Source organism: Streptomyces sp. NPDC001220 (genome assembly GCF_053597895.1).
Genome location: NZ_JBSFJE010000006.1, coordinates 130,992 through 143,681, shown reverse-complemented (window position 1 = coordinate 143,681; position 12,690 = coordinate 130,992). Strand labels below are relative to the sequence as shown.

The window sequence follows — 12,690 nt, the reverse complement described above, 5'->3', positions numbered from 1 at the left end:
CACCCGCACTGTGCGAACGATCCGCCCGTCCCGCGCGTACCGTCGGTGGACAGACGGTGGCTGTCCGGAACAGGCCCAGGAACCATGCCCTCCGCTATACCGTCTGCAGTCGGTGATCCACACACGGGCGGAGGGCATCGGTTCATGGTCGGGCGCGCACGTGTTCTCGCGGTCCTGCTCACACTCCTCGGTATCCAGCTGAGCTGGCTCGCCGCTCCCGCCTTCGCCTGCGGCTGCGGCGCCCTCGTCCCCGGCGACCGGCAGCGGGTCACCGTCGGCCGGGAGGAGTCGGTCCTGCGCTGGGACGGCACCCGCGAACAGATCGTGATGCGCCTGACGGTCGACGGCGACGCCGACCACGCCGCCTGGATCATGCCCGTCCCGCACCGCGCCACCGTCGCCCTCGGCGACCCGGCCCTCTTCGACGAGCTGCACACCCTCACCGCCCCGGTGCACCGCACCCGCTACCACCTCTGGCCGCAGAGCGGCGACTGGCCCCTCACCACCGGCCGCACGGCCGCAGGGCCGCCCGTCGGCGCCGCGAAGGCCCCTGGCGTCGGTGTGGTCGACCGCCGGCGACTCGGCCCGTTCGACGTGGCCCAGCTGACCGCCACCGACCCCGGCGCCCTGGACGGCTGGCTGCGCGGCAACGGCTTCCCGGTCCCGCCCCGCCTGGACACCGCGCTACGGCCCTACGTCGACCAGCGCTGGGAGTACGTCGCGGTCAGGCTCGCCCCCGAGACCGCGGGCTCCACGCTGAACGGCGCCCTCGACCCGCTGCACCTCGCCTTCGCCAGCGACCAGCCGGTCTACCCGATGCGGCTGTCCAGGCTCGCGGCCACCCCGCAGTCGCTGGGCCTGTACGTGCTCGCCGCGCACCGCATGGAGCCGCGCGCGTCGATCGGCGGCGAACCCCCGAGGGTCGTCTACGCCGGCCGTCTCGACCCTCCGGCCGGCGATCTCCGCGCACTCGCCGCCGGCACCCCGTATCTGACGGCCATCGGCCAGGAGTTCCCCTACCCGTCGCGGATCTCCGGCGACCACGTGCTGCGCCGGGCCTCCTCGGACGCCCCCTTCCAGCAGGTCGTCTACGAGGACCGGCTGCGCGAGGCGGCCGGGATCCCGCTGTGGCTGCTGACGGTCGGCGGCGCGCTGCTGCTGGTCGTCACGGTCACCTCCGTGGCGGCCGTACGGCGCTCCCGCCGCCCGGCCCCGCCGCCACCACCGCCGGTGCAGCCGCCCCCGCCCCCGGCCCGGCCCCCTGCGCCGATCGGCTGAGTTCCGTCCGGTACCGGGGCGGTGGATCACCGAGGCACCCGTCGTCTAAGTAGTGCTAAGCAGATAGCTGTCAGAGGGCAGTTACCGGATATCCGAAAGGCAGCGGACGCATGAGCGGCTCTCAGCTCTGGGACGACGTCGACTTCTACTTCACCAGCCACCTCTCGCCGGACGACGAGGCGCTCCAGGCGGCCCTGCGCGAGAGCGAGGCAAACGACCTTCCGCACGTCAGCGTGACCGCCAACCAGGGCAAGCTGCTCCAGCTCCTCGCACAGATCCAGGACGCCCGGAGCATCCTGGAGATCGGCACCCTCGGCGGCTACAGCACCATCTGGCTGGCCCGCGCGCTGCCCGAGGACGGCAGGCTGATCTCGCTGGAGTACAACGCCCGGCACGCCGAGGTCGCGGTCCGCAACATCGCCCGCGCCGGCCTGGAGCGGCTCGTCGAGGTGCGGGTCGGCCCCGCCCTGGAGTCGCTGCCCAAGCTCGCCGACGAGAACCCGGCCCCCTTCGACCTGGTCTTCATCGACGCCGACAAGGCCAACAACCCGCACTACGTGGAGTGGGCGCTGCGGCTCACCCGCACCGGCAGCCTGATCGTCGTCGACAACGTGGTGCGCGGCGGCCGGGTCGCCGACGCCGACAGCAGCGAACCGGACGTGGTCGGCACCCGCGCCGCGATCGAACTGATCGCCGCCCACCCGAGGCTGACCGGCACGGCGATCCAGACGGTCGGCAGCAAGGGCTACGACGGCTTCGCCCTGGCCCGGGTGCTCGACTGAGGGGTGTCGCTCAGCCCTCGTGGTAGAAGCCCACGTTGACGCTGCGCGGGGCGGTGCGGTCCCGGACGACGATCTCGCCGGAGCCGCCCCGGGGCAGTGCGACCGTGCCGCCGTACCCGATGGCCTGGGCGTACTCGCCGACGGTCAGCAGCACCTCGGAGGAGGGTTCGGCCTGGGAGCCGCGCAGCCAGGTGACCTGCCAGCCGCCCTCGGGCCCGCACAGGAACTCCAGGTGCACCCGGGAGACGAACAGCCAGTCGTCGGGCGTGGTGAGCCGGCAGGCGGAGGCATCGCGGCCCACTCGCAGCACGGCGCCCGGTTCGCTGGGCGCGTCGGCCATGAGCATTCCGGCCGTCTCGCCCGCGTCCCCGGACACGGAGGCCATGGTGAGTTCGAGCACGTGCGTTCCCCCTGCGCGGTTCCTGAATCGTTCCTGGATCTCCGGCGCATGATAAAACGCCCGGCGCGGTGGCGTCCGGCACAATGAAGTCATGACCGAGCGAAAGCCACCCGGGGTGCCGTTCGAGTCCTGGGTCGACAAGCAGATCCGTGATGCGCAGCAGCGCGGTGACTTCGATCAACTCATGGGCGCGGGCGAGCCGTTGCCAGCCGACCTGGACACGCCGTACGACGAACTGTGGTGGATCAGGCGGAAGATGGCCCGGGAGGGCCTGGCGATGCTGCCTCCGGCCCTCGCGTTGCGCAAGGAGGCCGAGGACGCCCTGGCGGCCGCCTACGCGGCCCCCTCGGAGCGGATCGTCCGGGGGATCATCACGGAGGTCAACGTGAAGATCCGGGACATGATGTTCAAGCCGCCGCCCGGGCCCCCGCTGGGCAAGAAGCCGTACGACGTCGATGAGGTCGTACGCCAGTGGCGGGAGCGCCGGGCGGCGGCCGGGTCGGAACCGGACTCGGGTGACTCAGATGTGCATTAGCCGGTCCGCCAGTTCGCGGTAGTCGCGCAGGGCCAGCCGGAGCTGCTCGGTGTCGGCCGTGCCGGGGTGGTCCCGGTCGGTCTCCTGCCAGCTGCCGCGCAGGGTACGGCGGCGCCGGTCGACGGCGTCGGTGAAGCGGGCGCTGAGTTCCTCGACGGCCCGGTCGGCCTCCTCCACGGCCGCGCGCGGCTCGTCGACGAAACCGGTGACCGCGTGCTGCAGGCGTCGCTCCAGCTGCCCGCACTCCTCGTTCGGCATCAGCCGGTCGTCCTGCGCCGCCGGCCGGTCGTCGTCGGGCGTCCGCCGGTCGTCGTTGCGCGCCGGCCGGTCGTCGCGGGCCGTGGCGGGCGCGTGGCCCGGGCCTTCGCCGGCCACCAGCACCGCCTGCCCGGGCGCCTCGTCCCGGTCGGCCCGACGCCCCGCCGCGATGTCCTCGCGCCCGGGGTCGGTCCCCCGGACGGAGGCGTCGCCCTGGCCGGTCGTGCGCTCGGCGGTGCGCTCCTCACGTCCCGGCATCGCCTCGTCGCCGGGGTATATGTCGCCGCTCCCCTGCGGGCGGCCCTTCTCTGTCCTCGCGTCGGTCATGTCGGTCAGCTCTCCTTCGGACGGCTCCGGTCGGCGGACCAGGGCAGATGCGGATGGGCGCCGGTGTCGGCACCGACACCGGCGCGCTGCCGGCCGGTCTCGCCGGTCGACGGGGTGACGAGGTCGTCGAAGAGGGAGCGGGCCTCGATCATGGCCGTACGCATCTCCTCGGTGCCCGCCTGGTCCTGCTGCGCCCCGTCCACGGGCGCCTGGGCGGCACGGTGGACGCGTCGGTAGCCGTCGACGTGGTCGGCGTGGTGCACCGACAGCGCGGCGACCTGGTCGTCGAACTCGGCACCGGCCGGGAATCCACGGGCGGCCGCCACTTCGGCGAGCAGCCGGTCGATCTCGCTCACGGACTCCCGCGGCGAGTCGACGAAGTGTTCCTGTGCGGTCGTCCAGCGGGCCGCGTAGCGTTCGCGCTCCGCCGGCTCCAGCGGCCGCTCGTTCAGGTCGCCGTGGCGCTGCACCCGTTCGGCCAGCTCCTGCTCGGCCGCCTTGGTGTCGCCGTTGTGCTGGGCCACGGCCCGCTCGTACTCGGGCCCGAAGCGCTGCTTCAGGCCGTGCGGGCCATGGCTCCTGGAGCGCGCGGCCAGTACGGCCGCGACGACGACCACGGCGGCCACGATCACGATCGCGATGATCAAGCCTGTGGACATGGTTGCCTTCCGGTGTCTCGGCCCGACGGGCCGGCTCGCCCTCCGGGTGACCCGTACGGCGCCCCGCAAACAGCCCCGGTTCACGCGGCCGGACCGGGCCCGCGCCGAATTCGGTTGCACGACCCACCCGGACTCACCCGAGACTGCCGTCCATGACCATCTGGACGATCACCCCGGAACGCCCCGACTCACCCGTGGCCGCCGCCCTGTGGCGGGCGTACTACACGGAGGTCAGCGACCGCTGGTACCTGCGCCACGAGGGCCGGCGCACCGACCCGGCCGAGCTGGAACGCGAGATCGCCGCCCACCCGGGACCCGAACTCGCCCCGCCCACCGGGCGGTTGCTGATCGCACGGTACGACGGTGCGCCGGCCGGCAGCGCGGGCGTACGGCTCCTGGACCCGGCCACCGCCGAACTCACCCGGGTCTTCGTGCACGAGGGGCTGCGCGGCCGGGGCGGCGCCGCGCTCCTGGTCGCGGCGGCCGAGGACGCGGCCCGCGCGCTCGGGGCCGGGCGGCTCGTGCTGGACACCCGCACCGACCTCGTCGAGGCCCGCGCCCTGTACGCACGGCTCGGCTACAGCGAGACCGCACCGCACAACGACGACGTCTACGCCGAGCACTGGTTCCGCAAGGAACTCGTCAACTGACCTGCCGGGGAGCCGGGTTCTGGGGCTGTTCGCGTTCGGTGCCGCACAGTTCGTCGGTCAGGTCGCGCACCAGGCGGTCCAGGTCGGTGGGCCGGTCGGAGCTCCACCAGTCGCCGAGCAGGTCGGCCAGGGACTCCTCGCGGGCCCTGGCGAGCCGTTCGGCGAGCGCGCGGCCCTCCTCGGTCAGGGTCAGGTCGAGGCCCAGGCGGTCGACGAGGTGCCGCTCCTCCAGCTGGCGGGCGCCCTCCAGGACGACGGTCATCGGGACGGCCCCGCGCTCGGCGAGCCGGCCCGGCTCCACCGAGCCGTACCTGCGGATCCGCAGCAGCAGCCAGCCGGCGGCGGGGAGCAGGTCCACCCCGGCCCGCTCGTTGATCTTCCGGTAGATCTCCCGGCGGCCCTCGCGGGTGCCGAGCAGCGACAGGGCCCGGCAGCACTCGTCGTACGACGAGCGCTGCACCGGGTTGGGCGGGATGGTCTCCGACGCGTCCGGCGCGGTGACCGAGCCGCGCAGCCGGTCCTCCTTGAGGAACCAGGCCAGGACGAAGCCGAGGGCGGCCACCGGGGCGGCGTACAGGAAGACGTCGGTGATCGAGGACGCGTACGCGTGCAGGGCCGCCGGGCGCAGCGCGGGCGGCAGTTCGGTGATGCCGCGCGGGTCCGCCTTGAGGGCGTCCGGGGTGACACCGGCCGGGAGGCGGACACCCTGGAAGGCGTCGGCCAGCTTGTCGGCGAGGCGGCTCGCGAAGACCGAGCCGAAGATGGCCACGCCGAAGGAGGCGCCGATGGAGCGGAAGAAGGTGGCGCCGGAGGTGGCGACTCCGAGGTCCTCGTACGAGACGGAGTTCTGCACGATCAGCACCAGCACCTGCATGACCAGCCCGAGGCCCAGGCCGAAGACGAAGAAGTAGCAGCTCATCTCGATCGTCGAGCTGTGTTCGTCGAGCCTGTGGAGCAGCAGCAGGCCGAAGGCGGTGACGGCGGTGCCGGCGATCGGGAACACCTTCCAGCGGCCCGAGTGGCTGACGATCTGGCCGGACAGCGTGGAGGACAGCAGCAGGCCGATCACCATCGGCAGCATGTGCACACCCGACAGGGTCGGCGAGATGCCCTGCACGACCTGGAGGAAGGTCGGCAGGTAGGTCATCGCGCCGAACATCGCGAAGCCGACGATGAAGCTGATCACGGCGGCGAGCGTGAAGGTGCGGATGCCGAAGAGCTTCAGCGGGAGCACGGGTTCGGCGGCCCGCCGTTCGACGGCCACGAAGGCGACGGCGAGCAGCACCCCGAGCACCGCCAGCCCGATGATCTGCGGCGACCCCCAGCGCCAGGTCGTCCCGCCCAGCGAGGCCACCAGCACCAGGCAGGTGGCGACGGCGGCGATCAGCAGCGTGCCGAGATAGTCGATCCGGTGCCGGGCGGTCCTGCGCGGTATGCGCAGCGCGACCGCGATCACGGCGAGCGCGACCACGCCGACGGGCAGGTTCACGTAGAACACCCAGCGCCAGCTCAGGTGCTCGGTGAGCACCCCGCCGAGCAGCGGCCCCAGCACGCTGGTCGCGCCGAAGACGGCACCGAACAGGCCCTGGTAGCGCCCCCGTTCGCGCGGCGGCACGAGGTCCCCGACGATCGCCATCGACAGCACCAGCAGGCCGCCGCCGCCCAGCCCCTGCAGGGCGCGGAAGCCGATCAGCTCCCCCATGTTCTGGGCCATCCCGCACAGGGCCGACCCGACCAGGAAGATCACGATCGCCGCCTGGAAGAGCCGCTTGCGCCCGTACTGGTCACCGAGCTTGCCCCACAGCGGGGTGGCGGCGGTGGAGGCCAGCAGGTAGGCGGTGACCACCCAGGACAGGTGCTCGAGCCCGCCCAGGTCGCTGACGATCGTGGGCAGCGCGGTCGACACGATGGTCTGGTCCAGCGCGGCCAGCAGCAGGCCGAGCAGCAGCGCACCGATCGGGACGAGCACATTGCCGGGCACGTGCTCCGCGTCCTTCGCCTGGGTGTGCGTCATGTCCAGGGCCATGGAGACCTCCCGGGTGCTTTCAGCCATCTTCCATCGTGGAGGTTGTCACCCGGTATGGCCCGTCGAGACCTCTTCGCCCCGGCCGAAACAAGGGGATCCGGCGAACGTACGTGTGGGTGTGCCGCATAACCTGTGGAGTTCGTGAGGGGACGCGGGGGGACCGCGAGGGGACACGAGCGACCACGAGCGACACGAGGGGACACGAGGGGAGGGGACGAACACCGTGACGGACACGACCGGAGCCCACCGGTGCCCGGAGTGCGGGGCGCCGAGAGGGGCGGACAACACGCCCTCCTGCGACTGCACCCGGCGGGCATCGGACGCACTGCGCGACGCCCGTACGGCAGAACAGGCGGCCGCGGAGGACTTCGACCCACTGCGGATACGGCCGTACGTCGATCTGTCCGGGGCCGGGACCGGAGCCGCGGCCGGGACCGGGGCCGCCGAGGCCGCCGAGGCGGAGGCCGACGGCAGGGACGGAGCCGGCGGCAGGGACGGTGGTGATGCCTGGCCCGACGAGGGGCAGACCCAGCCCCTGGCGGTGGTCGGGTCGGCGACGATGCCGTTGCGGGTGGTGCGGGAGCCGGCGGGCGCCGGTGCGGGGCTCGGGGAGGCGTCCGCGGCCTCTCCCGGCCGGGGAGAACCCGGTCGGCGCCGGCCCCGGTGGGTGCTGGTCCTGTCGATCGCCGCGGCGGTGGTCGGGATCCTCGCGGTGGCCGGTTTCGCGAGCGGGCTGTTCTCCCATGTGACGCCGACACGGGACACGGCGGCGCCGAAGGACGTCCGGGAGAGCGTTCCCGACGTGACACCGAGTACGGGGTCTCCTTCACCCACGACGCCGGTGACGTCGGCGGAGGCGCCCGCGCCGGCCGTGCCGTCCGCGTCCGCCGACGTGAGCGCGTCACCGACGGCCTCGCCCTCACGGACGGTGAGCGCGAGTCCGTCCGCGACCGCGTCCCGGTCGGTCGCACCGACCCGGTCGGCGTCGACGACCGGTACGGCCGCCTCCGCCCAGCCCACCTCGGCACCGGTCCTGCGCCTCGGCGACAGCGGCGCCGAGGTGACGGAGCTCCAGCTGCGGCTGGCGCAGCTGAGGCTCTTCTCCGGGAAGGCCGACGGCCACTACGACCGCACGACGGAGGGCGCGGTGCGGACGTACCAGCTGGCGCGGGGGATCCTGACGGACGGGTCGGGGGTGTACGGGACGGCCACCCGAGCGGCCCTGGAGTCGGAGACGACCGAGCCGTAGGGAGGGGGCCGGAAGGAGGTGCGGTTGTCGGTCAGGTGCGGGTGGCCGGGGGCAGAGCGCGCAGTTCCCCGCGCCCCTTACCGGCGTCGACCCTGAAGCCGGCTTCGAGGACGACCCTCCGGGGGGCGCGGGGCACTGCGCGACCAGCCCCCACCGGGCCCGCACTCGCCCACAACCGCACCACCCCCACCGCCGCCTCAGCCGACGTGCACCCGCAGCGAACCGTCGGCCGCAGTCTCCACGCGCACCCCCGTCAGGTCCCGCACCACCGCGTCCGGCCCGTGCACGCCCGCCCGGGCCCCGACGCCCACCACCCGCATGCCCGCCGCGCGCCCCGCCGCGATCCCCGCGCCCGAGTCCTCGAAGACCACGCAGTCCGCCGGAGCGACGCCCAGTTCGGCCGCGCCCTTCAGGAACCCCTCGGGGTCCGGCTTGCTCGCGCCCACCGACTCCGCCGTGATCCGCACCGCCGGCAGCGGCAGCCCGGCCGCCGCCATCCGGGCCGTGGACAACGCCACGTCCGCCGAGGTCACCAGGGCGTGCGGCAGCCCGTGCAGGGAGGCGAGGAAGGCCGCGGCGCCCGGGACCTCGACCACGCCGTCCATGTCGGCGGTCTCCTCGGCCAGCATCCGCGCGTTGTCCGCGAGGTTCTGCTGGACCGGCCGGTCCGGCAGCAGCACCGCCATGGACGCGTGCCCCTGGCGCCCGTGGACGACCTTCATGACCTCGTCGCCGTCCAGCCCGTGCCGCTCGGACCAGCGCCGCCAGATGCGTTCGACGACGGCGTCCGAGTTGACGAGGGTGCCGTCCATGTCGAGCAGGAGGGCGCGGGCGAGGAGGACGGTGGCCGTCATCGGGCAGCTCCTAGGCAGGCCGGGCGAAGCAAAACAGAGCGGCCCCGCCCGCCGGTCAGGGAAAACGGGCGGGAGCCACTTTGTTTCTCTACGGTACAAAACGGAGCGGCCATCCCGCCACCGCCGTCGCCGACCGTTCACCGACTCTTCAGCTCGCCGGACGCCCCGACGGGACGCGTCCGGCTCAGCCGGCGACCGCCTCCCACAGGCTCCAGACGCCCAGCGCCAGCATCAGCACGGCGGCGATTTGCGTGATCAGCCGCAGCGGCACCTTCTTCATCAGCGCCTTGCCGCCGACAATGCCGAGTCCGGCCACCGCCCACAGGCCGAGCACCGCGCCGAGGCCGACGGAGATCGGGTCGTCGTACCGGGCCGCGAGGTTCGCCGTCATGATCTGCGTGAGGTCACCGAACTCGGCGACCAGGATGAGCATGAACCCGGTGCCGGCGACCTTCCAGAAGGACTGGTCGGCGGGCTTGCGGACCTCCTCTTCCTCCTCGCCCTTCTTCAGCAGCAGCACGGCCGCGCCGCCGAGGAAGAGCACACCGGTCAGGGCGTGCACGACCTGCTGGGGCAGCAGGGTCAGCACACTGCCGGCCGCGACGGCGAGCACGACGTGCAGGAGGAAGGCGGCCGCGACGCCCGCGAAGACGTAGGACGCCCGGTAGCGCGTGCCCAGGACGAGGCCGGCGAGCGCGGTCTTGTCGGGCAGTTCGGCGAGGAAGATGACGCCGAAGACGAGCGCCGTCACGGTGATGCTGATCAAGAGTCCTCAATCGGTCGGGGCCACCCCACCGAGAGTGCTGCACTTCGCGCGGAACACACGACACCTCGGCACGGCAGCACACATGGATCGCCCGCGCCGCTGTGCGGCACAGGCGTGCACTGCTTGCCGAAGGTCTCGCTGGCGGCCTCGTGATCGAGGTCCGCCTCCGGGCGCCGGCTCAGACGGGCTGAGCAGTATGTCGACGGTCCGGCGAAGAGCTACTCCCCTTCAACGCCCTCCACGGTACGTGACCGCCACACCGATTTCCAAGGCCGAAGATCCCGCCTGTGAGTCACGTCGCACACCTTGTCGTGTCATGCACACGTCACTAACTTCTTACCCAACGCTCACTCCCCGGCAACACGACGGCGCGAGCATTCCCTCGCCCGCGCTCCAACATCCCACCCCCACAAGGGAGTTCCCATGCCGAAGTTCTACGCGCGTCGACGCCTCAGCATACTCGCGGCATTCACCGGCCTGATAGCCTCCGCCGCCCTTTTCAACTCCCCGAGCGCCTCGGCCGCCCTCCCGACCCCGGTCAGCGCGTCCACCGCCCGCACCTACCTCGCCTCGCTCACCGTGGCGACCGAGGTCAGGACCGGCTACGCACGCGACCTGTTCCCGACCTGGGACACCATCAGCGGCACCTGCAACACCCGTGAGTGGATCCTCAAGCGCGACGGTTCCAACGTCGTCACCAACTCCGCCTGCACCGCCACCAGCGGCAGCTGGTACTCCCCCTACGACGGCGCCACCTGGACCGCCGCCTCCGACGTCGACATCGACCACCTCGTGCCGCTGGCCGAGGCCTGGGACTCCGGTGCCCGCAACTGGACCACCGCGCAGCGCGAGGCCTTCGCCAACGACGTCACCCGCCCGCAGCTGCTCGCCGTCACGGACAACGTCAACCAGTCGAAGGGCGACCAGGACCCGGCCACCTGGATGCCCTCGCTGACGTCGTACCGCTGCACCTACGTCCGCGCCTGGGTCCAGGTGAAGTACTACTACAACCTCTCGGTCGACTCCGCCGAGAAGAGCGCGCTCACCAGCTACCTCTCCGGCTGCTGACCCGGCCGGCGGGCAGCCGGGCGCACAGAGGGTCCCGCTTCCCCCGCGTTCGGGCCACGCTCCACCCCCCTTCCCGCTCTCTTTCCCGCGTCGAAGCCTCCCCGCTGACCTCCGTCGTTCCGTACCGTACGGGGCGACGGAGGCGAACCGACCGGGAAAGAGGGCGGGCGAACGTGGCCGGACTGCGCCTGGGACCACTGCTGAGGTACACCGACGGCTCGTCGGCGACCGTCTGGGTCGAGACGAGCCGTCCGTGTACCGCCGAGGTGCGCTGCCCGGACGGGGCCGGCGGCAGCGCGCGCACCTTCCAGGTGGCCGGCCACCACTACGCCCTGGTCCCGGTCACCGGGCTGACGCCGGGGACTTCGACGCCGTACGAGGTGATCCTGGACGGCACGCGGGTGTGGCCGCTGCCGGACTCCCCTTTCCCGGCCCCGGTGATACGCGCGGCCGCCGAGGGCGACGAGCTGCGGGTGACCTTCGGCTCCTGCCGCTGGGCCGCTCCCCCGGCCGACGGCCAGGACCCGGTCGGCCCCGACGCCCTGGACAGCCTGGCCGCACGCGTCGCCGCCGGCGGTGAACGCCCGGACGTACTGCTGCTGCTGGGCGACCAGGTGTACGCCGACGAGACCTCGACGGCGACCCACCACTGGCTGGCCGCCCGCCGCGACCTGTCGGAGCCGCCCGGCGCGGAGGTCGCGGACTACGAGGAGTACACCCGCCTCTACTACGAGTCCTGGCTCGACCCCGAGGTGCGCTGGCTGCTGTCCACCGTGCCCAGTTGCATGATCTTCGACGACCACGACGTCATAGACGACTGGAACACCTCCGCCGCCTGGCTCGCCGACGTACGGGCCACGCCCTGGTGGCAGGAGCGGCTGCTGAGCGGGCTGATGTCGTACTGGGTGTACCAGCACCTGGGGAACCTCTCCCCCGCCGAGCTGGCCGCCGACCCGCTGTACGCCGCCGTATGCGGATCCCCCGACGGCACCGACGCGTTGCGCGCCTTCGCGGCCGAGGCCGACACCGACCCGTCCTCGGTGCGCTGGAGTTACCGGCGCGACTTCGGGCGGGTACGGGTGCTGATGGTGGACACCCGGGCGGCCCGGGTACTGGACGAGGACGACCGCGCCATGCTCGACCCCGGCGAGGCCGAGTGGCTGCGCGAACAGGCGCTGACCGACCGGGAGTCGTACGACCATCTCCTGGTCGGCACCTCGCTGCCCTGGCTGCTGCCGCATCTCATACACGACCTGGAGACCTGGGACGCGGCCCTGTGCAGGGGCGAACGGGGCGCCCGCTGGGCCGGGTTCGGGGAGCGGCTGCGCCGCGCGGCCGACCTGGAGCACTGGGCGGCCTTCCCGGCCTCCTTCGCCGAACTGGCCGGCCTGGTCGCCCGCACCGGCTCCGGCCCCGGGGCGCCCGCGTCGATCTGCGTGCTCTCCGGGGACGTCCACCACGCCTACGTCGCCGAGCCCGCGTGGCCGGCCGGCACCGGGCCCACCGCCCGTGTGCTGCAACTCACCTGCTCGCCCGTCCACAACTCGGTGCCGCCGACGATCCGGGTCGGATTCCGGTTCGGCTGGAGCGCCCTGGCCCGGTTCCTCGGGCGGCGGTTCACCCGGCACGGACGCTGTGCGGCACCGCCGGTGACATGGCGGAAGAGGGGCGGCCCGTGGTTCGGCAACCAGCTCATGACGCTGACCCTGCACGGCCGTTCGGCCCGGCTGCGGCTGGAGCGGGCCCGGCGCGACGGGACGCTGGAGACCGTGGAGGAGTCCGCCCTCACCACCCCATGAGGGACATCCGAGGCGGGTGGGGCGCGCGTTGGCTTCTGT

Annotated in this window: 13 protein-coding genes; 7 read left to right on the top strand and 6 right to left on the bottom strand. The window is 72.8% G+C overall.

Annotated elements, in window-relative coordinates; translation table 11 throughout:
• The first annotated feature begins 144 nt into the window (after positions 1 to 144).
• Both ACWDGI_RS16430 and ACWDGI_RS16425 read left to right on the top strand, forming a co-directional pair.
• Entirely contained in the window at positions 145 to 1,278 is a 1,134-nt protein-coding gene (locus tag ACWDGI_RS16430; RefSeq protein ID WP_450759526.1) for a DUF2330 domain-containing protein, read from the top strand.
• 110 nt (positions 1,279 to 1,388) lie between these two features.
• Positions 1,389 to 2,060 (top strand): O-methyltransferase, encoded by a 672-nt coding sequence (locus ACWDGI_RS16425; RefSeq protein WP_450759524.1) that lies wholly within the window; start codon positions 1,389 to 1,391, stop codon positions 2,058 to 2,060.
• A gap of 10 nt (positions 2,061 to 2,070) precedes the next feature.
• Here the strand turns inward: ACWDGI_RS16425 and ACWDGI_RS16420 are convergent, their stop codons facing one another.
• Entirely contained in the window at positions 2,071 to 2,460 is a 390-nt protein-coding gene (locus tag ACWDGI_RS16420; RefSeq protein WP_360486914.1) for a hypothetical protein, read from the bottom strand.
• A 91-nt stretch (positions 2,461 to 2,551) separates the two neighbouring features.
• Between ACWDGI_RS16420 and ACWDGI_RS16415 the strand changes: the two genes are divergently transcribed.
• Positions 2,552 to 2,995: a DnaJ family domain-containing protein gene (locus ACWDGI_RS16415; protein ID WP_450759522.1), complete on the top strand. Its 444-nt coding sequence runs from the start codon at positions 2,552 to 2,554 to the stop codon at positions 2,993 to 2,995.
• Here ACWDGI_RS16415 and ACWDGI_RS16410 read toward each other — a convergent pair.
• Both ACWDGI_RS16410 and ACWDGI_RS16405 read right to left on the bottom strand, forming a co-directional pair.
• Entirely contained in the window at positions 2,981 to 3,580 is a 600-nt protein-coding gene (locus tag ACWDGI_RS16410) for a hypothetical protein (protein WP_450759520.1), read from the bottom strand. The two genes, ACWDGI_RS16415 and ACWDGI_RS16410, sit on opposite strands and share 15 nt — an antisense overlap.
• 5 nt (positions 3,581 to 3,585) lie before the next feature.
• Positions 3,586 to 4,239 carry a hypothetical protein gene (locus ACWDGI_RS16405; protein ID WP_450759518.1) on the bottom strand — a complete coding sequence of 218 codons (654 nt, stop codon included), beginning with the start codon at positions 4,237 to 4,239 and terminating at the stop codon, positions 3,586 to 3,588.
• Between the two features lie 152 nt (positions 4,240 to 4,391).
• Here ACWDGI_RS16405 and ACWDGI_RS16400 point away from each other — a divergent pair, with 152 nt between their 5' ends.
• On the top strand, positions 4,392 to 4,889 hold the full coding sequence (locus ACWDGI_RS16400) for a GNAT family N-acetyltransferase (RefSeq protein WP_450759516.1): 498 nt from the start codon (positions 4,392 to 4,394) through the stop codon (positions 4,887 to 4,889).
• Here the strand turns inward: ACWDGI_RS16400 and ACWDGI_RS16395 are convergent.
• Entirely contained in the window at positions 4,882 to 6,915 is a 2,034-nt protein-coding gene (locus ACWDGI_RS16395; RefSeq protein ID WP_450760053.1) for a DHA2 family efflux MFS transporter permease subunit, read from the bottom strand. The genes ACWDGI_RS16400 and ACWDGI_RS16395 overlap by 8 nt on opposite strands.
• A gap of 223 nt (positions 6,916 to 7,138) precedes the next feature.
• Here ACWDGI_RS16395 and ACWDGI_RS16390 point away from each other — a divergent pair, with 223 nt between their 5' ends.
• Positions 7,139 to 8,164, top strand: coding sequence for a peptidoglycan-binding protein (locus tag ACWDGI_RS16390; protein WP_450759514.1), 1,026 nt, complete (start codon positions 7,139 to 7,141; stop codon positions 8,162 to 8,164).
• Positions 8,165 to 8,361: 197 nt separating this feature from the next.
• On the opposite strand, the gene ACWDGI_RS16385 is transcribed toward ACWDGI_RS16390, so the two are convergent.
• Positions 8,362 to 9,018: an HAD-IA family hydrolase gene (locus tag ACWDGI_RS16385; protein ID WP_450759512.1), complete on the bottom strand. Its 657-nt coding sequence runs from the start codon at positions 9,016 to 9,018 to the stop codon at positions 8,362 to 8,364.
• A gap of 184 nt (positions 9,019 to 9,202) precedes the next feature.
• Complete coding sequence (locus ACWDGI_RS16380) at positions 9,203 to 9,784, bottom strand: TMEM165/GDT1 family protein (RefSeq protein WP_450759510.1); 582 nt, start codon at positions 9,782 to 9,784, stop codon at positions 9,203 to 9,205.
• Between the two features lie 423 nt (positions 9,785 to 10,207).
• On the opposite strand from ACWDGI_RS16380, the gene ACWDGI_RS16375 reads away from it, so the two are divergent.
• Together ACWDGI_RS16375 and ACWDGI_RS16370 are read left to right on the top strand one after the other, a co-directional pair.
• Positions 10,208 to 10,852, top strand: coding sequence for an HNH endonuclease family protein (locus tag ACWDGI_RS16375; protein ID WP_450759508.1), 645 nt, complete (start codon positions 10,208 to 10,210; stop codon positions 10,850 to 10,852).
• Positions 10,853 to 11,025: 173 nt separating this feature from the next.
• Complete coding sequence (locus tag ACWDGI_RS16370) at positions 11,026 to 12,651, top strand: alkaline phosphatase D family protein (protein WP_450759506.1); 1,626 nt, start codon at positions 11,026 to 11,028, stop codon at positions 12,649 to 12,651.
• Positions 12,652 to 12,690 lie beyond the last annotated feature (39 nt).